Source organism: Roseibium sp. JB4-4, from assembly GCF_055693425.1.
In genome coordinates this window covers 430772-456780 of the sequence record NZ_CM146333.1, presented here as the reverse complement: position 1 = coordinate 456780, position 26009 = coordinate 430772, and the positions used below count along the sequence as shown (strand labels likewise).

The 26009-nt window shown below is 52.6% G+C and carries 26 protein-coding genes; 12 read left to right on the top strand and 14 right to left on the bottom strand.

The window, feature by feature from the left end:
* Positions 1 to 137 precede the first annotated feature (137 nt).
* The gene (locus ACZ1HV_RS02130; RefSeq protein WP_472717174.1) at positions 138 to 380 is read left to right on the top strand and encodes a hypothetical protein; all 243 of its coding nucleotides are present in this window, start codon (positions 138 to 140) and stop codon (positions 378 to 380) included.
* Here ACZ1HV_RS02130 and ACZ1HV_RS02125 read toward each other — a convergent pair.
* Together ACZ1HV_RS02125 and ACZ1HV_RS02120 are read right to left on the bottom strand one after the other, a co-directional pair.
* On the bottom strand, positions 377 to 709 hold the full coding sequence (locus ACZ1HV_RS02125; protein WP_472717173.1) for a TraR/DksA family transcriptional regulator: 333 nt from the start codon (positions 707 to 709) through the stop codon (positions 377 to 379). The genes ACZ1HV_RS02130 and ACZ1HV_RS02125 overlap by 4 nt on opposite strands.
* 63 nt (positions 710 to 772) lie before the next feature.
* Positions 773 to 1786 carry a zinc-binding alcohol dehydrogenase family protein gene (locus ACZ1HV_RS02120; protein WP_472717172.1) on the bottom strand — a complete coding sequence of 338 codons (1014 nt, stop codon included), beginning with the start codon at positions 1784 to 1786 and terminating at the stop codon, positions 773 to 775.
* A 106-nt stretch (positions 1787 to 1892) separates the two neighbouring features.
* Between ACZ1HV_RS02120 and ACZ1HV_RS02115 the strand changes: the two genes are divergently transcribed.
* Both ACZ1HV_RS02115 and ACZ1HV_RS02110 read left to right on the top strand, forming a co-directional pair.
* Positions 1893 to 2297, top strand: a complete 405-nt coding sequence (locus tag ACZ1HV_RS02115) for a winged helix-turn-helix transcriptional regulator (protein WP_472717171.1) — start codon at positions 1893 to 1895, stop codon at positions 2295 to 2297.
* Between the two features lie 172 nt (positions 2298 to 2469).
* On the top strand, positions 2470 to 2847 hold the full coding sequence (locus tag ACZ1HV_RS02110; protein WP_472717170.1) for a hypothetical protein: 378 nt from the start codon (positions 2470 to 2472) through the stop codon (positions 2845 to 2847).
* A 12-nt stretch (positions 2848 to 2859) separates the two neighbouring features.
* On the opposite strand, the gene ACZ1HV_RS02105 is transcribed toward ACZ1HV_RS02110, so the two are convergent.
* Entirely contained in the window at positions 2860 to 3495 is a 636-nt protein-coding gene (locus ACZ1HV_RS02105) for a MarC family protein (protein WP_298815481.1), read from the bottom strand.
* A gap of 227 nt (positions 3496 to 3722) precedes the next feature.
* Here ACZ1HV_RS02105 and gyrA point away from each other — a divergent pair, with 227 nt between their 5' ends.
* Positions 3723 to 6539, top strand: coding sequence for a DNA gyrase subunit A (gene gyrA / locus ACZ1HV_RS02100; RefSeq protein WP_472717169.1), 2817 nt, complete (start codon positions 3723 to 3725; stop codon positions 6537 to 6539).
* Positions 6540 to 6630: 91 nt separating this feature from the next.
* Here the strand turns inward: gyrA and ACZ1HV_RS02095 are convergent, their stop codons facing one another.
* The gene (locus ACZ1HV_RS02095; RefSeq protein ID WP_298815485.1) at positions 6631 to 7047 is read right to left on the bottom strand and encodes a phosphopantetheine adenylyltransferase; all 417 of its coding nucleotides are present in this window, start codon (positions 7045 to 7047) and stop codon (positions 6631 to 6633) included.
* 165 nt (positions 7048 to 7212) lie between these two features.
* Between ACZ1HV_RS02095 and coaD the strand changes: the two genes are divergently transcribed.
* The 5 genes from coaD (at position 7213) to tgt (ending at position 11243) form a co-directional block, all read left to right on the top strand.
* Positions 7213 to 7719 carry a pantetheine-phosphate adenylyltransferase gene (gene coaD / locus ACZ1HV_RS02090; protein ID WP_298815487.1) on the top strand — a complete coding sequence of 169 codons (507 nt, stop codon included), beginning with the start codon at positions 7213 to 7215 and terminating at the stop codon, positions 7717 to 7719.
* A 36-nt stretch (positions 7720 to 7755) separates the two neighbouring features.
* The gene (locus ACZ1HV_RS02085; protein WP_472717168.1) at positions 7756 to 8292 is read left to right on the top strand and encodes a peptidylprolyl isomerase; all 537 of its coding nucleotides are present in this window, start codon (positions 7756 to 7758) and stop codon (positions 8290 to 8292) included.
* Between the two features lie 42 nt (positions 8293 to 8334).
* Positions 8335 to 8808 (top strand): peptidylprolyl isomerase, encoded by a 474-nt coding sequence (locus ACZ1HV_RS02080; RefSeq protein ID WP_298815489.1) that lies wholly within the window; start codon positions 8335 to 8337, stop codon positions 8806 to 8808.
* A gap of 202 nt (positions 8809 to 9010) precedes the next feature.
* The gene (gene queA / locus ACZ1HV_RS02075; protein WP_472717167.1) at positions 9011 to 10084 is read left to right on the top strand and encodes a tRNA preQ1(34) S-adenosylmethionine ribosyltransferase-isomerase QueA; all 1074 of its coding nucleotides are present in this window, start codon (positions 9011 to 9013) and stop codon (positions 10082 to 10084) included.
* A gap of 7 nt (positions 10085 to 10091) precedes the next feature.
* Positions 10092 to 11243 carry a tRNA guanosine(34) transglycosylase Tgt gene (tgt, locus tag ACZ1HV_RS02070; RefSeq protein ID WP_472717166.1) on the top strand — a complete coding sequence of 384 codons (1152 nt, stop codon included), beginning with the start codon at positions 10092 to 10094 and terminating at the stop codon, positions 11241 to 11243.
* Positions 11244 to 11288: 45 nt separating this feature from the next.
* Here tgt and ACZ1HV_RS02065 read toward each other — a convergent pair whose 3' ends face one another.
* The 3 genes from ACZ1HV_RS02065 to galU all read right to left on the bottom strand — a co-directional run bounded on the left by ACZ1HV_RS02065 (position 11289) and on the right by galU (position 14210).
* Positions 11289 to 11723 carry a DUF4864 domain-containing protein gene (locus tag ACZ1HV_RS02065; RefSeq protein WP_298815496.1) on the bottom strand — a complete coding sequence of 145 codons (435 nt, stop codon included), beginning with the start codon at positions 11721 to 11723 and terminating at the stop codon, positions 11289 to 11291.
* Between the two features lie 183 nt (positions 11724 to 11906).
* Positions 11907 to 13211, bottom strand: coding sequence for a nucleotide sugar dehydrogenase (locus tag ACZ1HV_RS02060; protein WP_298962994.1), 1305 nt, complete (start codon positions 13209 to 13211; stop codon positions 11907 to 11909).
* Between the two features lie 105 nt (positions 13212 to 13316).
* Complete coding sequence (gene galU, locus ACZ1HV_RS02055) at positions 13317 to 14210, bottom strand: UTP--glucose-1-phosphate uridylyltransferase GalU (RefSeq protein WP_298815500.1); 894 nt, start codon at positions 14208 to 14210, stop codon at positions 13317 to 13319.
* 390 nt (positions 14211 to 14600) lie between these two features.
* Between galU and kdsA the strand changes: the two genes are divergently transcribed.
* Positions 14601 to 15449 carry a 3-deoxy-8-phosphooctulonate synthase gene (kdsA, locus tag ACZ1HV_RS02050; protein WP_472717165.1) on the top strand — a complete coding sequence of 283 codons (849 nt, stop codon included), beginning with the start codon at positions 14601 to 14603 and terminating at the stop codon, positions 15447 to 15449.
* A 142-nt stretch (positions 15450 to 15591) separates the two neighbouring features.
* The gene (eno, locus tag ACZ1HV_RS02045) at positions 15592 to 16866 is read left to right on the top strand and encodes a phosphopyruvate hydratase (protein ID WP_298815504.1); all 1275 of its coding nucleotides are present in this window, start codon (positions 15592 to 15594) and stop codon (positions 16864 to 16866) included.
* A 76-nt stretch (positions 16867 to 16942) separates the two neighbouring features.
* Here the strand turns inward: eno and ACZ1HV_RS02040 are convergent, their stop codons facing one another.
* The 4 genes from ACZ1HV_RS02040 to ACZ1HV_RS02025 all read right to left on the bottom strand — a co-directional run bounded on the left by ACZ1HV_RS02040 (position 16943) and on the right by ACZ1HV_RS02025 (position 22429).
* Positions 16943 to 17617, bottom strand: a complete 675-nt coding sequence (locus ACZ1HV_RS02040; protein WP_298815506.1) for a DsbA family oxidoreductase — start codon at positions 17615 to 17617, stop codon at positions 16943 to 16945.
* 93 nt (positions 17618 to 17710) lie between these two features.
* A complete protein-coding gene (locus ACZ1HV_RS02035; protein WP_298963000.1) occupies positions 17711 to 18892 on the bottom strand; it encodes a PleD family two-component system response regulator in 1182 nt (393 codons plus the stop codon).
* 9 nt (positions 18893 to 18901) lie between these two features.
* Entirely contained in the window at positions 18902 to 20533 is a 1632-nt protein-coding gene (locus tag ACZ1HV_RS02030; protein ID WP_472717164.1) for an AMP-binding protein, read from the bottom strand.
* Between the two features lie 24 nt (positions 20534 to 20557).
* Positions 20558 to 22429, bottom strand: coding sequence for an extracellular solute-binding protein (locus tag ACZ1HV_RS02025; protein WP_472717163.1), 1872 nt, complete (start codon positions 22427 to 22429; stop codon positions 20558 to 20560).
* 265 nt (positions 22430 to 22694) lie between these two features.
* Between ACZ1HV_RS02025 and ACZ1HV_RS02020 the strand changes: the two genes are divergently transcribed.
* Positions 22695 to 23306: an invasion associated locus B family protein gene (locus ACZ1HV_RS02020; RefSeq protein ID WP_298815514.1), complete on the top strand. Its 612-nt coding sequence runs from the start codon at positions 22695 to 22697 to the stop codon at positions 23304 to 23306.
* An 83-nt stretch (positions 23307 to 23389) separates the two neighbouring features.
* Here ACZ1HV_RS02020 and hspQ read toward each other — a convergent pair whose 3' ends face one another.
* The 3 genes from hspQ to ACZ1HV_RS02005 form a co-directional block, all read right to left on the bottom strand.
* Positions 23390 to 23713 (bottom strand): heat shock protein HspQ, encoded by a 324-nt coding sequence (gene hspQ / locus ACZ1HV_RS02015; RefSeq protein WP_152501751.1) that lies wholly within the window; start codon positions 23711 to 23713, stop codon positions 23390 to 23392.
* A 102-nt stretch (positions 23714 to 23815) separates the two neighbouring features.
* Positions 23816 to 24859 (bottom strand): HpcH/HpaI aldolase/citrate lyase family protein, encoded by a 1044-nt coding sequence (locus ACZ1HV_RS02010; RefSeq protein ID WP_472717162.1) that lies wholly within the window; start codon positions 24857 to 24859, stop codon positions 23816 to 23818.
* A 92-nt stretch (positions 24860 to 24951) separates the two neighbouring features.
* The gene (locus tag ACZ1HV_RS02005) at positions 24952 to 25917 is read right to left on the bottom strand and encodes a lysophospholipid acyltransferase family protein (protein WP_472717161.1); all 966 of its coding nucleotides are present in this window, start codon (positions 25915 to 25917) and stop codon (positions 24952 to 24954) included.
* Positions 25918 to 26009 lie beyond the last annotated feature (92 nt).

Below are 26009 nucleotides of genomic sequence, written 5' to 3'. Positions count from 1 at the left end.
CCCAAGACAAATGCAGGATTTTCGACAGCAGGACAAAGCTCGGATTTGCCGGTTGTGTCTCCTACAACTGTTTTGGTGCCGGTCAGCGTGTCACCCAGGAAATCTTCAATGGAAAGTCGTGGCGGGAAAATAGCCAGTTGAAACAACAGATGGGGTCAGCTCTTTCCGTTTTGCGTCGTATCCACGAACAGCTCTCACTATTGCGCTCCTCAAAGACGCTTCCGCTTAGCTTGGAAGAACGCAGCTCAGTAGAGGCTTTGGAAAATGAGCTTTCTCGAAACGAAAAATGGACTGAGGAAGACCTGCATCTTTTTCCCATTGAGCAAAGAGAAAAGGAAGTCTTCGCTTTTTTGAGCGGGCTTCGACGTCATGTCGTTTAACTGGCGCATTTGATGCAAAACGCTGCCGCTGGATCAACCGCAAGTCGCTTGGGCGCAATGTCTTCGCCGCATTCAACACAGAACCCGTAGTCGCCAACGTCCAAACGATGCAGCGCGGCGTCGATACTTTGTATTTGCGCACGCCGCTGACGCTCGGAAGCCTGCGCCATTGCTTGTCCCTGAAGTGCATCCATGCGCGACAACCGGCCAACTGACTGTTGATCCAATGTTACCGGCGCACGTGCCTCTTCTGAGATTTCGCTAAGTGCTTCCAGTTCAGCTTTCAGCGACTGCAGTTTGGCACGCACGGCGCTTTCATCAATCGGCATCGTCATCCTCCGCAAATGAGGATGACGAATGCGATTGTTGTTCGCAAGGTCGAAGGGGCGTTGTCAGAAATCTTCGAGAACGATTTTACCAACGGTCTTTTGGCTCTCGATCTGTTGATGCGCTTTCCGCAAATTTTCTGCACTAATTGGTGAAACAGCGTCTGACAAAGTGGTGCGAACACGTCCCTGATCGACAAGATCAGCAACTTTGGTCAGCAACTTCCCTTGTGCATCCATGTCCGCCGTCTGAAACATTGACCGTGTAAACATGAACTCCCAATGGATCGAAACCGCCTTTTGCTTGAAGGGCATAATGCTGAACGTCTCCGGATCGTCTATCAGCAGGAACCTGCCTTGTGGAGCAATCGTTTCAGCGAGATCTTCAAGATGTTGCTCAGTGTGCGTTGTTGAAAAAACCAGGCCAGGTGCATCTAGTCCCAACTCTTCAAACTGAGGCGCCAGTTTCTGAGAATGGTCTAAGACGTTATGTGCGCCCAGTGTCTTGACCCAGGATTGGCTTGCTGAACGTGAAGCTGTTGCGATCACGTTCAAGTCCGTTAACTGGCGCGCGAGCTGGATTGCGATTGATCCGACGCCACCAGCACCGCCTACAATAAGGAGACTTCCTGCGCCATTGCCGACTTTATCCTGCACCTTAAGGCGATCGAACAAGGCTTCCCACGCAGTAATGGTCGTTAATGGCAAAGCCGCCGCTTCGGCAAAGCCAAGAGACTTCGGCTTTCTGCCAACGATCCGCTCGTCAACGAGATGAAACTCCGAATTTGTGCCCGGCCGTGTAATATCACCAGCGTAGTAGACCTCGTCACCGGGCGAAAAGTCATTAACGTCCGAACCGACTTCGGCAACCACACCTGCAGCGTCGTAACCCAACACGATCGGTTCACCGTTTTCAGATTGCCGCCGCATACGCACTTTGGTGTCGACAGGGTTGATTGCGACAGCCCTGATTTCGACCAGCAAATCTCGTCCTTGGGCAGTTGGTTTTGGCAGATTGAATTCTTCCAATGACTTTTGATCATTCACTGGCAGCGAAGTTGTGTAGCCGATGGCACGCATCTCGTTTTCTCCATAATTGCGTACCGGTCAAATTGGACATAATCTAAAATCGCGCAAGTATGTACAATTTGGACACATACTGACCAGAACAGTAGATAGTGACGTAATGGATACTATTAACAAGCCGAAAGATAATGGGTCGAAAGGCAGCTATGACTGCCATCCGGGATGTGCAGTCGAGGCAGCACTTAGCCTCATCGACGGAAAGTGGAAAGGTGTGATCCTTTTCCTGCTGCTTGATCGGGACGTCATGCGTTTCAACGAATTCCAAAAGGCATTGCCAAACATCACGCAAAGAGTACTGACATCGCAACTGCGAAGCATGGAGGCAGATGGTCTGATCGATCGTACGGTCTACCCGGTGGTGCCGCCAAAGGTAGAGTACCGCCTGACCGAACTCGGCCTGTCGCTTGAACCTGTTGTCAAATCACTCGCGGAATGGGGGAACGGTCACAAAGAGCTTTGGCCATTGGGGTTCAAGCGCGACAGCCATTTGCAAAACACGAGATAATTTTTCTGAATATGCAGGTTTGAACATATCGCACGAGCTTTCGTGCCGAAGAATTTGGGAGCCACTGAGGGGCTCACACTTCAACATCGCCTATGACGCAATCTTTATTTTGTCTCAGCGAAAAACCGTTGCAAGGATGGCGGTCAAAGATCTGTTTTCGGAGTGCAAAAACATGCAAAAAAGCTTGAAACGACTGTCATGTGCGGCACTTGTGCTTGCATCCTTGATGATTGGCAATGCTGTTGCAGGTGACGTGAAGATCGTTGGAGCTGAAGCAAGGGCGTCGGGTGACAGCTGGACCTTTTCCGTCACACTAGAGCATGATGACACGGGCTGGGATCACTATGCCGATCTTTGGCAGGTACTCACACCGGACGGCGACCTTCTGGGAGAACGTATTCTCCATCATCCCCATGTGGATGAGCAACCCTTCACCAGATCATTGTCAGGTGTCAAAGTCCCTGAGGGTATCAACGAAGTCGTCATCAAAGCGAGGGATAGCGTTCATGGTGTTTCAGCTCAGGAATTCAGGATCACGCTCAAGCAGTGAACCGTCTGACTGCTAACCCTGAATAAATGCGAGAATACCGTCGGCAACGAATTGAACGGACAATGCGGCAAGCAATACCCCGAGCAGCCGTGTGATAACCAACTGTGCGGTGTCCCCTAAAAGGCGTTCAATTTTGTCAGCCAGCAGGAAAGCGCCCAGACAGCTCAACAATATAATGGCTATGACACCGCCAAGGCCTGCATAAGTCAGTGTGTCCGGTGCCTGGCTGGACAACAAAATAATCGCAGATATTGCAGCAGGTCCGGCAATCAGTGGTATGGCAAGCGGAAAAATTGCCAGCTCGTGGATGGAACCCTGATGCGTATCTGCCTCCATGGCCTTTTCGGCCGTTTCCGATTTGCGCTGCTGCCTTTTGCCAAAAATCATCTCAATTGCGATCAGGAACAACAAGATACCGCCTGCAACGCGGAATGCGGAAACTGAAATGCCAAGTACATTGAGAACAGTTTGACCTGACGCATAAAACACCAGCAGAATTGCTGCCGCGGTAAGTGTCGCTCTGATGGCAACCCTGCGCCTGTCCGCTTGGCTCATACCGGCAGTGATTGCCAGAAACATCGGGGCCAAACCTACCGGGTCAATGGTGACGAACAAGGTCGCAAAAGCATTGATATAATAGTCCATCATTCCCCATTCCCCGGACATTCAATCTGGCCTGATTTCTGTCTTACTACAGGGGATTGGTGACCGCGACGACCCACATCGGCGAAATCATTTTTCGACCCTGTGTATACTGTCTATAAGTAACTGTTTTTGTTGCTTTTTAACTCTGACGCAAAACAGTCATTTATTTGGTTCTGATGATTGAATCGGATATAAAAGACGCAGCAATAACAATTAAATGAGTGTCTTCCTTGGCCGACCAGGACAACAGCACCCCTTCGGACGGATTTTCGTCCGATATCAAACCGGTTTCCATTGTCGACGAAATGAAGAGCAGCTACCTCGATTACGCGATGAGCGTGATCGTATCGCGTGCGCTTCCTGATGTCAGAGACGGACTCAAGCCGGTGCATCGGCGCATCCTCTATTCGATGCACGAGAATGGCTATGAGTGGAACAAGCCATACCGCAAGTCGGCGCGCGTGGTCGGTGACGTCATGGGTAAATATCACCCACATGGCGACAGCGCGATTTACGATGCATTGGTTCGCATGGCGCAGAATTTTTCTCTGCGCCTGCCGTTGATAGACGGACAAGGCAACTTCGGATCGATTGACGGCGACCCGGCGGCAGCTATGCGCTACACGGAGTGCCGGCTGGAAAAGGTAGCCCACAGACTCCTTGACGATATCGACAAGGAAACCGTCGACTTTCAGGAAAACTATGACAATTCCGAAAGCGAACCGGTTGTCCTGCCGGCAAAATTTCCAAACCTTCTTGTCAACGGTGCCGGCGGTATTGCAGTCGGCATGGCCACGAACATTCCACCGCACAACCTGGGAGAAGTCATCGACGCTGCCATTGCCATAATGGAAAATCCGGCGATGTCGCTGGAGGAGTTGATGCAGATCGTGCCCGGCCCGGACTTCCCGACTGGCGGTATGATTCTTGGGCGTTCAGGTATCCGCAATGCCTATGAAAGTGGGCGCGGCTCTGTCGTCATGCGGGCAAAGGTGGATATCGAGGAGGTCCGCAAGGACCGCAACGCTTTGATCGTCACGGAAATTCCGTATCAGGTCAACAAATCGACCATGATCGAGAAGATTGCTGAGCTCGTGCGCGACAAGCGCATTGAGGGCATTTCCGATATTCGGGACGAAAGCGACCGCTCCGGCATGCGGGTCGTTATTGAACTCAAGCGAGATGCGGTCCCGGATGTTGTCCTGAACCAGCTCTATCGCTTCAGTCAGCTGCAAACGTCCTTTGGCGCCAATATGGTGGCACTCAATGGCGGCAAGCCGGAGCAGATGAACCTGTCCGACATGTTGCATGCCTTCGTCGCTTTCCGCGAAGAGGTCATACAGCGCAGGACGCGTTATCTCCTCAAGAAAGCGCGCGATCGTGCGCATATCTTGGTTGGTCTGGGTATCGCTGTTGAAAACATCGACGAGGTCATCAAGCTGATCCGGGCTGCCCCCGATCCGGCGACTGCTCGGGCCCAGTTGATGGAACGAAACTGGCCGGCACGTGACGTGGAAGCGTTGATCCGCTTGATCGATGATCCCCGCCACATGGTTCAGGAAGATGGCACCTACAAACTGTCTGAAGAACAGGCCAGAGCCATTCTCGAGCTCAGACTCCAGCGCCTGACGGCAATGGGCCGCGACGAAATTGAGGAAGAGCTGAACAAGATTGGTGCAGAAATTTCCGATTTTCTCGACATCCTGCGCTCGCGTGCGCGTATTCAGGACATTGTCAGAACGGAAATGCTTGAGATCAAGGAAGAATTCGCGACGCCGCGACGGACGGAAATTGTCGAAGGCGGCGCGGATTTCGACGACGAAGACCTGATCCAACGCGAAGATATGGTCGTGACCGTTTCTCACAGCGGATATATCAAGCGGGTTCCTTTGGCCACCTATCGTGCACAACGACGCGGCGGCAAAGGCCGGTCCGGAATGGCAACAAAGGAAGAGGATTTCGTCACCCGTCTTTTCGTTGCGAACACCCATACACCGGTGCTCTTCTTCTCGTCACGTGGCATTTGTTACAAGATGAAGGTCTGGCGACTACCTCTTGGAAGCCCAACCTCGCGAGGCAAGGCACTCGTCAATATGCTGCCTCTCGCGCAGGGCGAACAGATTACGTCGATACTTCCGTTGCCAGAGGACGAAGACAGCTGGGCCAATCTTGATGTTATGTTTGCAACGGTGCGAGGCACCGTCCGGCGTAACAAGCTTTCTGACTTCGTCAACATCAACCGAAATGGCAAGATTGCCATGAAGCTGGAGGAAGGCGACGGTATTGTAGGTGTCGACACCTGTTCCGAACACGACGATGTCATGCTGACCACCAATTATGGCCAGTGCATCCGTTTCCCGGCTACCGACGTGCGCGTCTTTGCCGGCAGAAACTCAGTTGGTGTTCGAGGCATCAGGCTTGCGGATGGCGACTGCGTCATATCAATGCAGATCCTGCACCATATCGATGTCGATGCGGAAGAGCGCGCCGCCTATCTCAAGCTTTCTCGCGCTATGCGCGGTGAAGCGGACGAAAATGCGAATGGAGCGGATGAGGACGGTGTTGTCGCCGGTGAACTGCCTCAAGAACGGTACGCTCAAATGAGCGCAGCTGAACAGATCATTCTAACCATTTCCGAAAACGGCTACGGCAAACGGACTTCGTCATTTGAATACCGCGTTACCGGCCGTGGCGGTAAGGGCATCACGGCGATGGCCGTCAACAACAGAAACGGTGGATTGATCGCATCCTTCCCGGTGGAGGAAAGCCATCAGATAATGCTTGTCACAGATGGCGGTCAGTTGATCCGGTGTCCTGTAGATGGCATTCGCATCGCGGGCAGGGCAACACAAGGTGTCATTGTCTTCAAGACCGCTGATGATGAAAAGGTAGTGGCTGTTGAAGGGATTTCGGAAGTCGATGAAGAAGACGTCATCGAAGAAGAAGTAGAAGGCGCCGAAAACGGAGAAAACAGCGAAGACAGTGTTAAGTCCGCGGACACTGATGACAGCTCTCCAGATCCGGAAGGAACTCCGCCGGAAAACTGATAGAGCCAAACAATCGCCTAGAACGACAACAGCGGCCAGGGTGGAACCTGAGCCGCTGTTTGCCGTTGGGGAGGGAGGTCTTTGGTAAGACTTAGTTTGCCGTCGGGTAACGGGCCAAAATTGTTTCGTTTACGGATGGGGTCTGTTTCTCAACAGTAACGAAAGAAACGTTGCGGACCTTGCTTGCGCCGGTCAATTCCGCCGCGCAGTCTTCTGTCCAGGCACCCCATGCCTGAGTTTCACAGCCATTGGCTGATTGGGTAATTGCTGCACGATCACCTTTCGTGGCCATCATGCCTTGGGTTGCCAGGCTGTTCAGGTCCTGAGCCTGCGAGGCATTGCTCGGGTGCATCGTCATTACGCCCGCTGCAATCATCGTCAGCAACGCCAGCGTAAAGATGGCAACCATCTTGAAGTTGGCCACCGGATCAACGGCCCTGGCCTGAATGATAAATGACTTTGCCGCGCTTTGGTCTGCGGTTCGGTCAATTGTTTCGTAGCTCCTCATTGTCTTGGCTCCTGCTCACGCCATCTGTTTTCGATGAAGCCACTTTGCCTTATAGAAGAAAAGACGGATGTGATGACCGTCACAAAATGTCAGTTGCCCGCAAAAATTCGAATGTACTGGGGCTTTGGCTTGTGAGCGGAGTATTGGCGGAGTATTGAAGATGCCATGACTCGTATAGCGCTTTATCCCGGTTCGTTTGATCCGGTCACAAACGGCCACATGGATATTCTACGCCAGGCACTCGCCTTGGCCGACAAGGTGGTGGTGGCTATTGGGATCCATCCCGGCAAAACCCCTCTTTTCTCTTTCGAGGAACGCGTTGAGCTGCTCCATGCGTCTGCAAGAGTTGAATTCAGTCCCGAGGAAACGGCGCGGATTGAAGTGATTTCATTTTCCGATCTGGTGATTAACACTGCAAGAACGCAAGGCGCGGCCTATCTTGTGCGTGGTCTTCGAGACGGGACCGACCTTGACTATGAGATGCAAATGGCAGGCATGAACGGCACGCTTGAGCCGGGGATCAAGACGGTCTTTTTGCCTGCATCACCGGCAGTGCGCCACATCACGGCCACGTTAGTGCGTCAAATCGCAAAAATGGGCGGAGAAATCTCCGCGTTTGTACCGGAGCCTGTTGCCGAGCCTCTCAGACATCGGGCATTACCCGGTTCATGATTGAAATTTCTCTGACCTGAACCTTAGGAGTCTCCAGTGTCACGATTGTTTACAGTTTTCGCCGTTCTGGCGTCGTTTCTGATCCTGCCGGTTTTCGGTGCCCAGGCGGCAGATCCCGAGAACACCCTTTACCTCGACCTGAAAGATGGACGGGTTACGATCGAGCTTCGGCCGGACGTTGCCCCCAACCACGTTGAGCGCATCAAGCAATTGACACGCGATGGTTTCTACGACGGCATCGTCTTTCACAGGGTGATTGATGGGTTCATGGCCCAAACCGGTGATCCGACTGGAACCGGAAGTGGGGGATCGAATCTTCCCGACATAGCAGCTGAATTCAGCAATGCATCTTTCAAACGCGGCACGCTTGGCATGGCTCGTGCCTCAGATCCAAACAGCGCCAACTCGCAATTCTTCATCATGTTCAACGATGGCGACTGGTTGAACGGACAATACACCGTATTCGGTGAAGTCGTTGATGGCATGGATGTCGTTGACAAGATCACTCGCGGCGAACCGCCCGCAAACCCGGACAAAATCATCAAAATGCAGGTCGCCGCTGACGCCGGCTAGCCTTCTCAACAACGCCTTTTTAGGACTCAAGGAGCGAATTAAATGGCTGAAATCAAAGATGCCGAAAACACGTTGATCATGGAAACCAACCAGGGTCAGGTTGTTATAGAACTGAAACCCGACCTTGCACCGACACATGTCGCTCGGATCAAGGAACTTGTCCGCGAAGGCTTTTATGACGGTATCGTGTTTCACCGTGTCATTGATGGTTTCATGGCCCAGACCGGTTGTCCGCAAGGAACAGGAACTGGCGGTTCAGGTCAAAAACTGAAGGCCGAGTTCAGCCAGGAAAAACACATCCGCGGCACATGTTCCATGGCACGTGCTATGGATCCCAACTCCGGCGACAGCCAGTTTTTCATCTGCTTTACCGACGCACCTTGGCTTGATGGTCAGTACACGGTTTGGGGTGTCGTGATCGACGGTATGGACAATGTCGACAAGATCAAGCGCGGCGAACCTGTGGTCGATCCCGACAATATCGTTTCTTTGAAGGTCGCGGCCGACGCGGCCTGACTCAAAATTTTCCAGGTATAGCGATCGAAACGGCGCGGCAAAATTTGTCGCGCCGTTTTGGGTGGTGCCGTATTTTGGCTCCTTGAGTTGACCGGATCCCGATCGCCCTTTATGAGCCGCTGACCTGATCTTGTCCCGTTCACTTCAATCAGAGCTGTTCTCGTATTTCGGCAGCTTAATACCAGCGAAAAACCTGAGCGTTATGCTTGTTGATACTTTTGATTTTGACCTCCCAAACGAGCGGATCGCATTGCGCCCGGCAAGGCCACGCGATTCAGCGCGTATGCTCGTAGTCAAGCCAGGTGAGTACGATCCGCTAACCGACAAGAGTGTAAGGGATCTGACCAGTATTTTGGAGCCCGGTGATGCCCTCGTGTTCAACGATACCCGGGTCATTCCTGCGCAACTTGAAGGAACGCGCTTGCGTGGTGATATCAGCGCTGGAGTGGGTGCAACGCTTCACATGCGGACCGGTTCAAGCAGCTGGAAGGCTTTTGTCCGTCCTGCAAAGAAGCTTCAAGTTGGCGACACCGTCCTTTTCGAAGGATTTGGAGCAAGACTGACTGCTGAAGTCGCTGAAAAATCTGATGGTGGCGAAGTTCTTCTGGTTTTTGACCAAGATGGCCCCGCACTTGATGCGGCAATCGCAGCTGTCGGGCACATTCCTCTTCCACCTTACATCGCCCAAAAACGTGGCGAAGACGAACAGGATCGCAAAGACTACCAGACAATTTTTGCCGAAAAGGATGGCGCCGTTGCGGCCCCGACGGCCGGCCTGCATTTTACTTCGGACCTTCTTCAGGCTTTGACACAGCATGGGGTGGAACAGCACTGCGTAACGCTGCATGTCGGTGCAGGAACGTTTCTTCCAGTTAAGGCAGAGGACACCAACGACCACAAGATGCACGCCGAGTGGGGAGAAATCTCAGAAGATACCGCAGAGGCGCTAAGGGCGGTGAGAGCACGCGGCAACAAGGTCGTAAGTGTCGGAACAACGTCACTGCGGATTCTGGAGAGCTCTGCTCAAATCACTGGTGAAATCACGGCGTTTGCCGGCGAAACAGCAATCTTTATCACTCCGGGTTATCGCTTCCTCGCAATTGATGCTCTCATGACCAATTTCCATCTTCCGCGCTCCACGTTGTTCATGCTTGTGTCAGCGTTTTCTGGACTTGAGACAATGCGCGCTGCATATCAACACGCGATCGAACAGGAATACCGCTTCTATAGCTATGGCGACGCCTCACTGCTGTTCCCACAGCACGGCGCGGTTTAGGAAAATCATGACCGAGCAGAACAAAAAGTTTGGTTTCAAGCTGATTTCAACCGACGGGATGGCACGCCGGGGAGAAATAACAACGCCCCATGGAGTGGTTCGCACGCCCGCCTTTATGCCGGTTGGCACACAGGCAACGGTGAAGGCAATGTATCCTGAACAGGTTCGCGAAACCGGTTCGGATGTTGTTCTTGGCAACACCTATCACTTGATGCTTCGACCAACAGCCGAGCGGGTCGAAAGACTTGGTGGATTGCACAAGTTCATGAACTGGCCGCACACCATCCTGACAGACAGTGGCGGATTTCAGGTGATGTCTCTCGCACAATTGCGCAAACTGGATGAGGATGGTGTCCGATTTCAAAGCCACATTGATGGTTCCAGGCATCACCTGACACCGGAGCGCTCAGTCGAGATACAGGGCTTGCTTGGTTCAGATATTCAGATGCAGCTCGATGAGTGCATCAAGCTTCCAAGCCCGAAAGAAGAAGTTCAGCGCGCCATGGAACTGTCTCTGAGATGGGCAGAACGTTCTCGCAGGCAATTTGAAGACATGAGCGGTCCTCAAAAGGGGCAAGGGCTGTACGGGATCGTGCAAGGTGGTGACCAACCTGACCTGCGTATCCAATCCGCGCAGGAACTGGGAAAAATACCGTTTGAAGGGTTTTCCGTTGGCGGACTTGCTGTAGGAGAGCCACAAGAAGTCATGTTGAGCATGCTCGACATTACAACACCAGTCATGCCGATTGATAAGCCTCGGTACCTCATGGGTGTGGGCACGCCCGATGATCTTCTTGAAAGTGTCAAACGCGGTATCGATCAGTTCGATTGCGTCATGCCAACGCGGGCAGGCCGACATGGCTTGGCCTATACCCGTTTCGGCAAGGTCAATCTGAAAAACGCGCGTCACCAAGACGACCCGAGACCCCTAGATGAAGAAAGCAGCTGTCCTGCATCAAGCACTTACAGCAGGGCCTATCTGCATCACCTTGTTCGCTCGGGCGAGGGGCTCGCGGGCATGCTGTTGACCTGGAACAACATTGCTTACTACCAACAGCTTATGCAGGGCATGCGCGATGCCATTGAATCTGGACGTTTTGACGACTTTTATTCAAAAACCAAAGAGGACTGGGCACGGGGAGATATTCGCGCACTCTAGAGCGGCGTTTTTGGAACGACAGTAAAGCGCTTTTATCAAACGTGGCTAAGCCGAAATACCGTCAGATTTGGTCAGGTAGCAGCCGGATATGCGCCAAGAGCCGTCATCCTGTTTTTCGAAACTATACAGCGCTAGCCAGTTTTTGCCCTTGGGCCCAGTTACATAGACCTCCTGGGTCGGTCCCAACTTCGTCATCTTGGATTGTCCGAAAGTAACACTCTTGGGTCGATACACCGGTTGATATCCCTGACGTACCATTTCCATGAAAAATTCAGGTGTCTGGAATTGTTGCTGAAGGGAATTTGTCGCGAAAGAGAACGCCGCCTTGGCATTTCCGGAGGCAAAGGCTGTCATCTGGTTCTTGATGATTTTTTGCAATATGCCACTGTCTGGGGCTTCCTCGGCCTGCGCGCCACCCAGACACAAAAAAACGCCAAGACCCGCAGCTGCAACTGTCTTCCAGAAATGAGTTTGAGCCATGATCGGTGTCTCCTTTTCTGAACCCGATCAGTATACGGCGCATTTGTTTAACCAGATCGCAAAATGAGAGTAATCCCCGACGTCAACAGGCAGACTTCTTTTGCCAAAAACGAAACAATAATCATGCAGGTGTCAATAAATTACAGATTTTACTCAGTTTTTGATCTAAAAAAGCTTGAAAAATCAAAGACGCCACAGCGTGACGTTGTCGGGCACGGTTTCGCGATCAAGAACAGCCGGTATGTCCGCTACAAGGCCACTGCCGTTCATAAGAACAGAAGTGGCCATTTGCCAGCTGCCATCACCTTGTAAAAATTGACTATGCGGAACTGCCAGAACCACCACGTGTGATTCTCGTAACTGCTCAAGATCGCTCAAGTTGATCCCATACTCCTCTTTGACCTGATCATGGTCGGCAAGCGGATCGTGGACGAGGACCTCGGCGCCGAACTTCTCAAACTCGTGGATCAAGTCGACCACCTTTGAGTTTCGAGTATCTGGAACATCAGCCTTGTAGGTAATTCCGAGAACGGCAATTTTCAGCGGCATTGGCTGACCAAGTTTAACGCTTTCCTGAATAACTTTCCCGGCAACAAATCCAGGCATCGCTTCATTGGTGCCTCGGCCGGCCAGGATCACTTGCGGTGTCATGCCGATTTCATGTGCTTTGTGGGTCAGGTAATAAGGGTCAACCCCAATACAGTGACCACCGACCAGTCCAGGCTGAAACGGCAGAAAGTTCCATTTCGTTGCGGACCCAGCCAACACATCTCGAGTGTCGATCCCTATCTGGTGAAACATCATCGACAATTCATTCATCAATGCGATGTTCAAATCGCGCTGAGTGTTTTCGATCACCTTTGATGCTTCGGCCACCTTGATGGAAGGAGCTTTGTGAATGCCGGCGCTGACGACGCTGCCATAGAGGTCGGCAAGCAGCTCTGTCGCTGCTTCTGAAGATGCGGAAACGATCTTGGTTATGTCAGCAAATCCACGCTGGCCGTCTCCGGGGTTTATTCGTTCGGGAGAATAACCAACTTCAAATCCGTCACGCACTGTCAGCTTTGAAACGCGTTCGAGCAGTGGCACGGCAACCTCTTCGGTTGCTCCAGGAAAAACTGTCGATTCAAAAACGACTATTGAGCCGCGTTTCATGTTGCGACCGACCGTTTCCGCTGCACTCTTGAAAGGTGTCAAATCCGGTCGTTTTGCGTCATCCACCGGTGTGGGGACTGCAACAATGAAGACTTCGCAGTGTTTCAGTGAATTCTCGTCTGAGGAAAAAGACAGGCAGTCTTGATTGAGTTCTTCTGCAGAAACCGAGGCTGTACTGTCGTGTCCGGCTATCAACTCATCAAGCCTGCTCTGGCTGATATCAAATCCAAGAACATCATAGCCTTTCCCAGCAAAGGCAACTGCCACCGGTAGGCCGACATATCCGAGACCGATCACGGCTATCTTGAGCTGGGAAAGATTACTACTGGTCATGGAGGTTCCTGAACAAGGGAAGAGCCGAACCACCTGTTGGTGATCCGGCTCTGTCCTAATCCGTTCTTCGAAGTCTTTTCAAGCCCACTGGCAATCAGGAAGCTATTATTCGGCGGCCAGAGGTTGCTGGATCATTTCCTTCATGAATGGAACCAACTCTTCCGCAAGAGCCGGGTCGTCCATTCCGAAGGCGATGTTAGCCGACAGAAAGCCGGGTTTGCTGCCGCAATCGTAGCTGCGGCCTTCAAACTTCAGCGAAGCAAAGGACTGCTCTTTCATCATTGAAAGCATACTATCTGTCAGCTGAATCTCGCCACCAGCACCTTTGGTCTGATTTGACAAGAGTTCAAATATCTCAGGCTGCAGAATGTATCTTCCGGTGATCATCAGGTTTGAAGGTGCGGTACCTGGTGCCGGTTTTTCAACCATGTTCGAGATCTTGCTGGCATTGTCGTTGATTTTTGCGGCGAGCTCGACAATTCCGTATTGATGGGTCTGATCATCCGGCACTTCTTCAACGGCAATGACGTTGCCGCCCGTCTGATCGTAGAGATCAACCATCTGCCTGAGGCAACTGACTTGCGATTTGATGATTACGTCAGGCAACAGGATCGCAAACGGCTCATCACCGATAATATCTCGTGCGCACCAAATCGCATGCCCCAGACCGAGTGGCGCTTGCTGGCGGGTGAAACTTGTAGAACCGGGCTCAGGCCGGTGCTTTTCCAAAAGTTCGAGCGCAGCATCCTTGTTACGGGACCGGAGAGTATCTTCAAGCTCGTATGCCACGTCGAAATGATCTTCGATGACATGCTTGTTGCGACCAGTCACAAAAACAATGTGCTCAATTCCAGCCGCCCTTGCTTCATCGACAACGTACTGGATGATCGGCCGGTCAACAATTGTGAGCATTTCCTTCGGCACGGCTTTCGTAGCCGGCAGAAATCTTGTCCCGAGTCCGGCCACAGGCAGCACGGCCTTGCGAATTGGCTTTTTCATTTTTGCCTTCCAATGCTTTGCGTCAGCTGTTTTTGAAGTGGAGAGGCCGGTGCGCGACCCCATTGTTCAAACTACGGATCTAAAATCGCTAACAAAGGGTTATCTACTGAATGTCGATCTTTGCGATTAAGAGAATATGACCGCATGAGACATTTGTCGATTTCATTTTGTGCAACGCAATATTTTCGCTGGTTGTAAATTTGTCCGCAGGCTTAGAAATGTCGGCATTGCCGGGTTCTCGTTTCATTAGATCTTCCAGGCGTTGGCATGTGCGAACCGCAGTTGCAGCAGACGCAAAAGAAGGCTATGCAATGCCGGAATCCTGTCCGAGGCCAACGTTTGCTAAGACAGGCGCGACCCGCGCCTTCTTATGCTAAAAAATGGTGATTGATGTCCGAGCCTAATCGCGAAGTATCTGTTGGAAACGTAACTTTCAGCAATTCTGCTCCATTCAGTCTGATTGCCGGGCCATGTGCAATGGAAAGCCGTGATCACGCCATGGAATGTGCAGAGGCAATCAAAGGAATTGCCGATGGCCTCGGTATTGGACTGGTCTATAAGAGTTCCTTTGACAAAGCCAACAGGACCTCACTCTCTGGAGGTAGAGGCGTCGGACTGAAAGACGCTTTGCCAATCTTTGCTGAAGTCAAAGAGAAATTTGGGCTTCCTGTCATTACAGACGTTCATTCCGCCGATCAATGCGCTTCAGTCGCTGAGGTGATCGACGTGCTTCAGATCCCAGCGTTCCTATGCCGGCAAACGGATCTTCTGGTTGCAGCAGCCAAGACCGGTAAGGCCGTCAATGTTAAGAAGGGGCAGTTTCTCGCGCCCTGGGACATGAAAAATGTCCTAGCCAAGGTCACAGGCTCGGGCAATCCCAATGTTCTCCTGACCGAACGGGGTGCCAGTTTCGGATACAACACTCTTGTAACCGACATGAGGTCCCTGCCGATCATGGCGCAGACAGGGGCGCCCGTCGTATTCGATGCCACTCACTCAGTGCAGCAACCGGGCGGGCAGGGAGCATCCACTGGTGGCGACAGAACAATGGTTCCCGTTCTCGCCCGTGCAGCGGTTGCCGTTGGCGTTGGCGGCTTGTTCATTGAAACGCATCCCGATCCGGACAAGGCCCCATCAGACGGACCGAACATGGTGCCGATCGACAAGTTGGAAGCGTTGTTAAAACAACTGCAGGCGATTGATGCCGTCGTGAAATCCCAGGCTGATGCAGCCGAGTAATGTTTGGGCCGCACCGAAAAGTGCGGCCTTATCTTTGGAGCGTCGTTCCGACCCTTAAGCCTTTTAACAGGCGTCCAGCAGTGCCGGTTAAAAGACCTGGCCCAGTATCAATTCAAGTCCATTCCGACAAGGAGTTCTATCCATGACCGCCATTATCGATGTTGTCGGCCGTCAGATCTTTGACAGCCGCGGCAACCCAACCGTAGAAGTCGATGTCTTTCTTGAAGACGGCTCCTTTGGCCGCGCTGCTGTGCCTTCCGGCGCATCGACCGGCGCTCACGAAGCAGTAGAACTTCGGGACGGTGGAAGCCGTTTCATGGGAAAGGGCGTGCAGAAAGCTGTTGATGCGGTCAACGGCGAAATCTTTGAAACAATCGGTGGTCTGGAAGCAGAAGACCAGCTTCAAATCGATCAGGCTATGATCGATCTCGACGGCACTCCGAACAAAGCGCGTCTTGGCGCAAACGCCATCCTTGGTGTGTCATTGGCAACAGCGCGCGCAGCTGCTCAGGCATCCGGCCTGCCTCTCTATCGTTATGTTGGTGGTACATCTGCGCGTATCTTGCCCGTTCCGATGATGAATATCATCAACGGCGGCGCTCATGCGGACAATCCTATCGATTTCCAGGAATTCATGATCATGCCGGTTGGAGCTGAAAGCCTCAGCGACGCTGTACGCATGGGTTCGGAGATTTTTCATACACTGAAGAAAGCTCTCAACGCTGCCGGCCACAACACAAATGTCGGCGACGAAGGGGGCTTTGCTCCAAATCTGGAATCGACCGACGCCGCCATCGGCTTCGTAATGAAGGCAATTGAAACGGCCGGTTACAAGCCAGGCGAAGATGTTTATCTCGCTCTCGATGCAGCCTCGACTGAATTTTTCAAGGACGGAAAATACGTTCTGGAAGGTGAGGGCAAATCTCTCGCCCCCGAAGAGATGGCCAAATATCTGGATGATCTTGTATCGCGTTACCCGATCATCTCAATCGAAGATGGTTTGGCAGAAGACGACTGGGAGGGCTGGAAGGCGACGACAGATCTCGCCGGCAACAAGTGTCAGCTTGTGGGCGACGACCTTTTCGTGACCAACTCGGAACGCTTGCGCAAAGGCATCGACATGGGTGTCGCGAACTCGATCCTGATCAAGGTCAACCAGATCGGAACTTTGTCCGAGACACTAGACGCGGTAGAGACGGCACATAAAGCGGCTTACACTGCCGTCATGTCACACCGCTCAGGTGAGACAGAAGATTCGACCATCGCAGACCTGGCAGTGGCCACCAATTGCGGCCAGATCAAAACGGGCTCATTGGCTCGTTCTGACAGGTTGGCAAAATACAACCAGCTTATCCGCATCGAAGAAGAGCTTGGTCTTCAGGCACAATACGCAGGTCGTTCGATCCTGCGAGGATAGGCCAATTAGGCCAGTTACGAACTCAAGAAACAAAAAGCCCCGCTTGATCGCGGGGCTTTTTACGTCTTGCCGTAGATCAGTTTACCGTTTCGGTTTCCGGAAACGTGCGGGTTTCTTCCGCATGCTTCAACGCTGCGGCAATCGTTTCAGCCTTTTCTGCCCCGGCCAACACGAACCGCCCATCAATGATGAAACACGGAACGCCTGTAATCCCGGACTCTTGCGCCTTGCCGATTTGAGCGATGGTCTTGTCGAGATCGGAATCCGTTTCAAACAGCTGTTCAACCAGATCAGATTCCATACCTGCCTCGTCGGAAATCCTAACGAGAGTTTCGGATTTCGTTAGATCTTCTCCATCAAGGAAATAAGCTTTGAAAAGCCGCTCGACGACTTCGTCCTGCAGATCATCCGCTCTCGACCAGAGAATGAGTCGATGGCAGTCCAGTGTATTTGGCGACAATTTGATGGCATCGAACGCAAAGTCGATGCCTTCCTCAAGGCCAGCTGCCTTGATCTGGCTGTAAAAGGCATTTGCCTGGTCCAGGCTCCCAAACTTGTCACTAAGGTACTGTTGCCGGTCTTTTCCAGTCTTGGGAAGCGTGGCGTCGAGTTGAAACGGATGCCAGCGAACCAATACATCAAGATCCGGGACTGATCTGATCGCTGCCTCCAACCGTCTCTTGCCGATATAGCACCAGGGGCACATCACATCGGAGACCACATCGACGGTCAAAGGGGCAACATCGGTCATTCATCCATCCATCATGAGTGTCATTCACAAAGCCTAACGCCTTAATCGGATATGCCAACCCCAATTTCGGGGCAATCTTGTGGCAAAAGAGCTTCAAAGAACGGTATGACTCAAGATCGAGTTAATACGTTTTTGAAGCCTCTCCGTCCCTGCCTCATTTTTCAAGACGGCCACCGGGCCGAAATCTCGAACCAGACAAACCAGGTCCTCGTCCCGACTTGTTGCATCAGCAACCGACAGAAGGGTCGCATTGATCTCTTCAAGATTGAAATCACTGGACACGGTCAAACCGAAATTTTCCGGCTGAAGTCTCATTTCCCATAGATCAAGACCTCGAACGGCCAAAGCGTTGCTACAGGATTCAAGATAATTGGTGTAATCCTCAACACCGAGACCACCGTGATTGACCTGCTGCCTCAACCAGACGTGGCTTTCCGCGAGAACACGGTCAGCAAGACGGCGCCGTTTTCCAAACCGGATGGCAGCTTTCAGTCTCCTACTCAGGGTTTCCTTACGGTTCTCTCCCGCAAGCACATCCGACGCACCGTTTCGGAACAAAAGGACAAAGTCTTCTTCACGCTCACAAACGGCCAAGACAGGCAGACCTGCAAAACGGGAATCTCTTCGAATTTGCTGCATGTAGTCGATCGCATCATCAAAGGGAGCATCCACTACAACCGCATCAAATGCACGTTGAGACATAAATTCCACAGCCATATTGCCGTCAAAGGCTCCGACAACTTCAACTTTGTCGTCACTGGCGTCCTGCCATTCCAGAAAACGGCCGCTGAGACCGACAACCATAAGGCTGCTCGTTCCGCTATGGTGCGGGGCGGTTCCAAATCCTGGGATGCGGCCAAATACTCTTCTTCGTAGCTGAGCTTCTTCAGACCGCAGGATTGCGCGTTGATGAATGCAGATCAACATGATCAGTACGTCATCGGGCACAACCCGATCAATAATCGCGGTTGCCGGCAGGTCCTCGGGTAAAACATCTTCGCTGCCGGTCAGAACATAAAAGGGAACTTCGCACGGCAACTTGGCAATTTCATTTAGAAGCCAACTGAAAAACGGACCGCGTTCCGTGTCATCAAAACCAGCGATATCCACCACGATGGCGGCGGGTAGGGCTGTCGGTAGGGCATTGCCGCGTGCAAACATGTCGTGAAGGGACACATCCAGATCTTCCGGATCGTCCCCGACACTGGTTCGCCTTGGACGCCGCCCCGCATACCAATAGGGACCACGCCAGGAAAGCGAAGTTTCAACGTCCATTCCCACTCCCTATGCCACGGCAGCCGGCAGTCGCTGCGTCCGCATGGTCAGCCTATCCCTGCAAAGCGTGCCATCGGCATTTCGAGGCAAAGACTGCAAGATCAGTACGCGATGGGGGATCTTGGCCAGGTCGACGCCCTCAGCATCAAGATACGCGAAAAAGGCGCCCGCATCAGGCACATTTCCCGGTTCTGGTACGAGCGCCGCATACATTTTGGCCCCCAAAACACTGTCTTCGACGACGAAAGCAGCAGCTTCCCTGATGCCTGGATACCTTGAATAGATCACGTCGATCGTTTCGAGATTTCCGGTTCCAAGCGCATACTGTCCCGGAATGCCGAATCCGGAGATGCCACCTTCTGACATTTCGACCTTGATATTGGTATTCAGATAGCCGGTTCCTTCCCACCGCACACGTCGCAGCTCACTGTTGATCGTGCGCCAACCTATCTCGGGAACCATGGCCCCTTTTACCAAAAGCGTGGGTGTCTGATCTTCCACTTCGTCATTCACAGAGACTTCAAGGAGGGCTGGCCCGCTTTCGCACCCGTTCGACCCGCTATACTTTCCCAGCGCGGTCGCCTTCATTTTGGCAGACGGCCCTCGAGCCTTGGCCACAAGTGCAAACTCATCTGCAACATGAAGATCAACAAGCCTGCGACGTGCCACAAATGTGGTTGGATGCGGCGCAGCTATGTTCCAGGCTGCGAGTACCGACGTGTTGTTGTTTTCAAGCTTCCGGTCCAAAGTTTGCGCAAGTGGACCAGGTGTCATGACAACATCAGCACCAACTTCATTCGCATGTGCCGCAAGGTTTGCCAGAGATGTCGGGTGGTGCAAATGCAACGTTCCGCCAGTCTGCAGCCAGGGAACGAGGCCGCCTCCAAGTCCGGTCAGCCCACTGAGAGAGTAGGGCACGAGGATGTTGCTGGCTTCCTTGATATGAGCTTCTTGAACGACCATCTGGCCAGCGGCCATCCAATGGTTGTGGCACCTGCTCACAGGAACATTTTCTTCGCCGCTTCTGCTCCAGCAGATCGTGGCAGTATGATCGGCCGGATCCGGGCGCTCGCTGGACGAAAACTCAAGGTCGTCTGCCATATCACGCAGCAACGGCCCGAGTTCAATCAGTCCATCCGGAACGTCCTTGCCGAGCCCGAAAACGAAACGCAATGAAAAGAGGTCGGCGGCAACATCGCGGGCCGCGACACCAACATCTCTGGTTTCAACACGATCAGCCGCAACGAAGCCTTTTGCTCCTATTGAATTCAACGCCTCCAGTACATTCTTTTGGCGCCAATGCAGAGGCAATGGGGATACGATGAGGTTGGCCCTGAACGCTGCCAAAAGAGCAATCACCGTATCGACCGTGTTGGGCGACTGAACGCCGATAACATGATCGGCGGACAAACCAACAGTACTGTAAAACGCAGCCAGCCGGTCGACTTCACGATCGGCTTCAGCATAAGTCAGCGATCTTGGACCGCCTCCTGTCCAATCGGCCCGGTCGGGCGCGTCCACAAGGGCCAGTCTGTCTGGATGTTCGGAGGCTGTTTTCTTAAGGAGAACGTCAAGCGGCACATCGGACCAGGCTCCGCTTTCGTGGTACTCCTTTGCAAGGCTTTCTTGAGTGACTTTCATATTATCTTTCGTCCATAGGTCCGATCATTGAGCGGTGGCTGACCACCAAGTGTCGAATTCATGCCCGTAAAGGGAGTGCGACTGCGGTGGGATGACCTTTTTCCAATGGGCAACCCAGTCATCTGAAACGTGATACAACGGAACGGCGTAAGCTCCTGAGATGAGCACACGGTCGAAGGCTCTGACGGCATCGACGAAATGCTCGCGGCTGCGTGCTCCAACGATCTCATTGATCAATGCATCAATTGCCGGCTCCCGAGCACCCACAAAATTGAAGGAACCTTCCTGATCCGCTGCTTTCGTCGACCAGCGTCCATATTGTTCTGCACCCGGTGACAGCGATGCCCTCCAGGTGTTGAAAACCATATCGAACTCGCGCTTGGTCCGTCGGTCTTCAAACTGCGCCGGATCAACACTTCGCACAGTTGCTTCAATGCCTAGAAGTTCGAGTGTGCGGATATAGGCCAGTGCAAGCTTTTCTTCGTCTTCGTTCTTTGCGAGGATCTCAAACGATAGCGGCTTTCCGGTCGCCTTGTTCACGAGTTTCCGGTTATCCAGGCTATACCCTGCCTCGCCAAACGTTTCGAGCGCTTCACGCAGGACTTTCCTGTCCCGTCCGGAACCGTCCGCATCTGCGGGCCTCCAGGTACCGGCCATGACTTCCGGGTCCACCGCATCAGGGAAGGGCGCCAGCAATTCCTTTTCGCGCTCGCTTGCAGGCCTTCCAATAGAAGACAGATCTGAATTGTCCCAATACCCGGCAGTGCGTTGATAGAGCCCGTAGTAGAGGTTCGCGTTCACCCACTTGAAATCGAAGAGCATGCTGAGGGCTTTGCGGACGTTTTTGTCCGTAAATTGCTCACGCCTGGTGTTAAACGCAATGCCTTGCATTTTGGCAGGGATACCGAATGGAATAGCGAGCTTCTCAACATCACCGTTTTCAGCCGCCGGAAAGTCAAATCCGGTCGCCCAACGTGCCGGGTCGCGGAACTGGAGCGCATTCACAAGGCCTTTCTTGAAGGCCTCCTGGAGTGTCGTTTCATCTCTGAAATATTCGACCCGGATCTCGTTGAAATTGTCGAAACCGGCTTTGACCGGCAGATCTTTCGCCCAGTAGTCAGGATTCTTTTCATACACGACCAATCGACCCGCTTCGATCGTCTTGAAAGTATATGGGCCAGACCCGACTGGCGGGTTAAGTGAGGACTTGTCGAAATTCTCGGCATCTGTGTGTTTTTTGGAGAAGATCGGTGCCAGCGCAATGAGCAGAGGCAATTCGCGATTGTCTCCATTTTCAAACACAAGCTTTAGACGGTTTGGGGCGGTAACCTGCTTTTCCTTGATGGCTGCGTACCAGTTACGATAGGGCGGCCGCCCCTTTTCTTCGATGATTTCGAGCGAAAAAATGATGTCGTCAACGGTTAAGGGTGTGCCGTCGGAAAACTTGGCGTTCGGGTTCAGCTCGAACTCGATCCATTCGCGGCTATCGGGCATGCGAACGCGCTGTGCGACGAGCCCATAAAGCGAAAAAGGTTCCGCATAGGAGCGAACGAGAAGGCTCTCCAGGATGTTGTTGCCAAACTGGCGTTCGCGCATACCTCTGGCAGACGTCCAACCGCCTTGAACAATGAAAGAATTCATGCTGTCGAAGGTTCCCTGAACACCAAGTGTCAGGGTGCCGCCTTGAGGAGCATCAGGATTGGCGTAGGGAAAGGGTTCATCGGGTCCAAGAGCAGGGGCTCCATGCATTGAAATGCCATGAACCCAAGGCACGTCTTCATCATCGGCTAAAGCTGCCGAAACCGAGAAAGGCGCTATAGAAAGGGATAGCGCGAGCGCAACCCCAAGGACACCGTTCTTCAGAAATGAATTCACAGCACTATCAATAAAACCCATGACAACCGCCCGAGATACCGTTGATTCTCACCCTTTATCGTAACACATGGAATGTTGGGACGCCCCCGGCGCAAGAAATAAACACCAAGATATTCAGATTTGAATCCAGGACAGGGCCTACGTTGCAAATCGGCCACCCTCTTGCCCTAATTAAGTGCCTTACCATGTTTTCAAGGATCAAATGTTCTATCAGGTCTTGCGGTTACATCCGGAATGCCTCAGAACAACGCGAAAGTTTCGCACACGCACGATTGAGGACGTTTCGATGAAGAGTGTTTTGAAAAGAGGCTTGTTTGGATGCGCTGCAGGAGCGTTCCTGGCTGTGTCTTCTTTTGCAGGTGCTCCCGCAATCGCCCAGGAAGAAAATAGCCCTTGGACGAAGGCGTGTAACACCAATCCGAAGACGCAGAAGGAAATCTGCTTCATCTCGATTGAACTGCGCACCAACACAGGCCAATTCCTGAGCAACATCGCTATTCAGGAAACGGAAGGCGAAGCACGCAAGAAACTGCTTGTTGCCGTTCCGACAGGTGTTCTTATTCAGCCGGGCTTGCGCATTCAAATTGACGACAGCAAGCCCGTGCAAGGCAAATACAGCATCTGTGCACCCAACGCCTGCTATGCTGAACTTGCTATCGATGAGACTTTCATCAACGCCATGAAGCAGGGCGGCGAAATGAGGGTTGCACCTTACAACCAGCAGGCCAAGGAAATCGTCTTCAAAATGACGCTGATCGGTTTCACCAAGGTCTATGACGGTGATCCGATGAACATTGCAGAACTGCAAGAACGTCAGGAAGAATTGCAAAGCGAGCTGCAAAAACGCGCTGACGAGGCACGTCAGAAGCTGATTGACGCTCAAAAAGCCAGCGAATAGCCACAAGCTTCTGCATGAATGCACAAAGGCCGGAACAATCGTTCCGGCCTTTTTCTTGTCATTTCACAATGACATAAATCTGTTTAGTGGATCTCGACGCTTCGCGGCAAATAGGAACCGTCGGTCTGTTCCTCAAATATCTCTTCCACCTGAGGGTGCCGCACCGGTTCACCGGTCATGTCAGGTTCGAGATTTTGCTCGCTCACATAGGCGACGTATTCAGTCTCTTCGTTCTCAGCAAGCAGGTGATAGAACGGCTGGTCGCGCTGCGGACGCACGTCCTCTGGAATTGCGTTCCACCATTCTTCCGTGTTGCTGAACGTTGGGTCGACATCGAATATTACGCCCCTGAAGGGATAGATCCGGTGTCGAACGACCTGTCCAATTCTGAATTTTGCCGTCCGCATGGTTACTCGTCCGCCTACTGCATGCAATGCCGGGATACCGTGTCAGCAGCCTGCTTGCAAGCGTTGTGACATTAAACCTTAGACATCGAGCCTTGCGAAAGTCTAAAGACCATAGATTTCAGCAAGCTCACTGTCCTTCGATGACACAAGTTCCGCCAAATCTACAATCACCTTTGCTTGTTTCCATGTGGCATCGTCTTGCATCTTACCATCAATCATGACCGCACCCGTGCCGTCTGGCATCGCATCTAGAATCTTCTTTGCAAATGCGACTTCAGCCGGATCGGGAGAGAACACCTTCTTGGCAATATCAATCTGGGACGGGTGAAGGGACCAAGCGCCCAAACATCCCATCAGGAATGCATTTCGAAACTGGCTTTCGCAGGCTTGAGCATCGGAGAAATCGCCGAAGGGGCCATAGAAGGGTTTCAATCCATAGGACAGGCAGGCATCGACCATCTTGCCAACAGTGTAGTGCCACAAATCCTGCTGGTAGGCTGTCCGTGAATTGCCCGTTTCCTCTGGATCGGCCAGGACCGCATAATCGGGATGACCGCCACCGACACGCGTTGTTTTCATACCGCGTGAAGCCGCCAGATCTGCCGGACCCAGGCTCATGCCATGCATTCTCGGGCTGGCAGCGGCAATTGCCTCAACGTTTTTTACGCCTTCTGCCGTCTCGAGAATGGCATGGATCATGATTGGCCTGGCAAGACCGGACTTTGCTTCGAGCTGAGCCAGCAGCTGATCCAGATAGTGGACGTCCCAAGGGCCTTCGACCTTAGGCAGCATAACGACATCAAGCTTATCGCCAACGGCAGGAACAATTTCCAAAAGGTCGTCCAAAAACCATGGGCTGTTCAGACAATTGACACGCGTCCATAACCCCGTTGAACCGAAGTCGTTGTCTTTCGCGAGCTGTATGAAGCCATTGCGGGCATCAGTTTTAGCGTCCGCAGGGATGGCATCTTCCAAATTCCCAAGTACGACATCGACCTTGTTGATCAAGTCAGGAACTTTCGCACGCATCTTTTCAACGTGCGGCGGGACGAAGTGTATCATTCGCTCAAGGCTGATTGGCAATTCTCTGAACGGCAACGGCGCGCCAATTGCAAGCGGTTGATAAAATGCGCTTGGGGTCTTCATGTGTCGGCATCCTCCACCTGTTTGGGTGATAGCTATAACGCCAATGCTGCGCTGCAACCATCCCCCGAAAGGCGAAAGGCTCAATCAGACGATCAACCCATATCGAGCTTGGCAATCGCAGCTTTGCGCGCCTGTTTTTGAGCAGAGGTTTTGCCGGGAGGCGCCCATTTCTTGTGGATCCACATCCACTGATCGGGATATTCGCGAATCCAATCCTCAAATACCGCATGGATCTGTGCGGTTGCTGCCTCGATATCGGCCTGCCGGTTGTCAGTAACCGGGACATGTATAGCCCGACCTTCGACACGAAAGTGAACGCCCTTCTTTCGGACAACTCTTCCAAGGACGATTGGAACATTGCAGGAGCGTGCAAGCGATGCCGGAACAGGATTGGCATAAGCCAATTGTCCGAAAAACGGCACTTGTATGCCTCTTGTTTCCCGCAAATCTCCCATCATGGCGACGACACCACCCGATTTGAGCGTTGCAAGTATTTTACGCGCTGTCTGGTGGCTTTTGGAAAGCAGGCCTCCTTTATAGAGGTCCCGTCTGAGGGCCCGCAACGCCTTGTCAGCCTCCGGATTTCGGAGAGCCTGATAAATTCCCGTAATTGAAAGTCCATTTTGGACAGCAGGCTGGACACACAGCTCCCAGTTTGCGCTGTGAAGCGAAACGAACATACATGCCTTGCCGCCTTTCAGCAGCTCTTGCGTCTCGTCGTCGGCGTCCGCTTCAAACCGGTTTTTCTTGCGCAAAAGCCGGTCGATATGGAACGTTTCTGCCGCGACCCGTCCTAGGTTTTCCCACATGCCACGAACAATTCTTTCACGCTCTTCTGGCGACATTTCCGGAAACGCCTTTTCCAGATGCCGAAGCGCACGCTTATGCCTTGCATTCAAAGGAGCGAGCCGGCGCCAGGCCGTGCCCATAACGAAAGACGCAACATCGACCGGAATGAGTCGAAACACCCAAATCGCGGCATGAAGGGCGAGACCTTCGACCCAATTCTGAAAAGCCGTCAGCTTGGGATGATTGCGCTGTCTTTTCTTCCGTGACATTTCGGACAAGTGCTCTCGTTTTTTGCACCTCTTTAATTGGAAGAGGGCTTGTCCCAATCAGGTCCGCTTGAATGTGACCTTGCGATGTGGTT

Bases quoted from the DNA above. Each gene is read 5' to 3' on its own strand.
- ACZ1HV_RS02065 (WP_298815496.1), bottom strand. From the start codon at position 11,723: ATGGCTCAAACTCATTTCTGGAAGACAGTTGCAGCTGCGGGTCTTGGC.
- ACZ1HV_RS02115 (WP_472717171.1), top strand. From the start codon at position 1,893: ATGGATACTATTAACAAGCCGAAAGATAATGGGTCGAAAGGCAGCTAT.
- ACZ1HV_RS02125 (WP_472717173.1), bottom strand. From the start codon at position 709: ATGCCGATTGATGAAAGCGCCGTGCGTGCCAAACTGCAGTCGCTGAAA.
- galU (WP_298815500.1), bottom strand. From the start codon at position 14,210: ATGAAAAAGCCAATTCGCAAGGCCGTGCTGCCTGTGGCCGGACTCGGG.
- ACZ1HV_RS02035 (WP_298963000.1), bottom strand. From the start codon at position 18,892: ATGGACGTTGAAACTTCGCTTTCCTGGCGTGGTCCCTATTGGTATGCG.
- ACZ1HV_RS02080 (WP_298815489.1), top strand. From the start codon at position 8,335: ATGGCTGAAATCAAAGATGCCGAAAACACGTTGATCATGGAAACCAAC.
- ACZ1HV_RS02040 (WP_298815506.1), bottom strand. From the start codon at position 17,617: ATGACCGATGTTGCCCCTTTGACCGTCGATGTGGTCTCCGATGTGATG.
- queA (WP_472717167.1), top strand. From the start codon at position 9,011: ATGCTTGTTGATACTTTTGATTTTGACCTCCCAAACGAGCGGATCGCA.
- hspQ (WP_152501751.1), bottom strand. From the start codon at position 23,713: ATGCGGACGGCAAAATTCAGAATTGGACAGGTCGTTCGACACCGGATC.
- ACZ1HV_RS02005 (WP_472717161.1), bottom strand. From the start codon at position 25,917: ATGTCACGGAAGAAAAGACAGCGCAATCATCCCAAGCTGACGGCTTTT.
- ACZ1HV_RS02010 (WP_472717162.1), bottom strand. From the start codon at position 24,859: ATGAAGACCCCAAGCGCATTTTATCAACCGCTTGCAATTGGCGCGCCG.
- ACZ1HV_RS02030 (WP_472717164.1), bottom strand. From the start codon at position 20,533: ATGAAAGTCACTCAAGAAAGCCTTGCAAAGGAGTACCACGAAAGCGGA.
- coaD (WP_298815487.1), top strand. From the start codon at position 7,213: ATGACTCGTATAGCGCTTTATCCCGGTTCGTTTGATCCGGTCACAAAC.
- ACZ1HV_RS02095 (WP_298815485.1), bottom strand. From the start codon at position 7,047: ATGAGGAGCTACGAAACAATTGACCGAACCGCAGACCAAAGCGCGGCA.
- ACZ1HV_RS02025 (WP_472717163.1), bottom strand. From the start codon at position 22,429: ATGGGTTTTATTGATAGTGCTGTGAATTCATTTCTGAAGAACGGTGTC.
- ACZ1HV_RS02060 (WP_298962994.1), bottom strand. From the start codon at position 13,211: ATGACCAGTAGTAATCTTTCCCAGCTCAAGATAGCCGTGATCGGTCTC.
- ACZ1HV_RS02105 (WP_298815481.1), bottom strand. From the start codon at position 3,495: ATGATGGACTATTATATCAATGCTTTTGCGACCTTGTTCGTCACCATT.
- kdsA (WP_472717165.1), top strand. From the start codon at position 14,601: ATGTCCGAGCCTAATCGCGAAGTATCTGTTGGAAACGTAACTTTCAGC.
- ACZ1HV_RS02110 (WP_472717170.1), top strand. From the start codon at position 2,470: ATGCAAAAAAGCTTGAAACGACTGTCATGTGCGGCACTTGTGCTTGCA.
- ACZ1HV_RS02020 (WP_298815514.1), top strand. From the start codon at position 22,695: ATGAAGAGTGTTTTGAAAAGAGGCTTGTTTGGATGCGCTGCAGGAGCG.
- ACZ1HV_RS02120 (WP_472717172.1), bottom strand. From the start codon at position 1,786: ATGCGTGCCATCGGCTACACAACTTCGCTGCCAGTGAATGATCAAAAG.
- tgt (WP_472717166.1), top strand. From the start codon at position 10,092: ATGACCGAGCAGAACAAAAAGTTTGGTTTCAAGCTGATTTCAACCGAC.
- eno (WP_298815504.1), top strand. From the start codon at position 15,592: ATGACCGCCATTATCGATGTTGTCGGCCGTCAGATCTTTGACAGCCGC.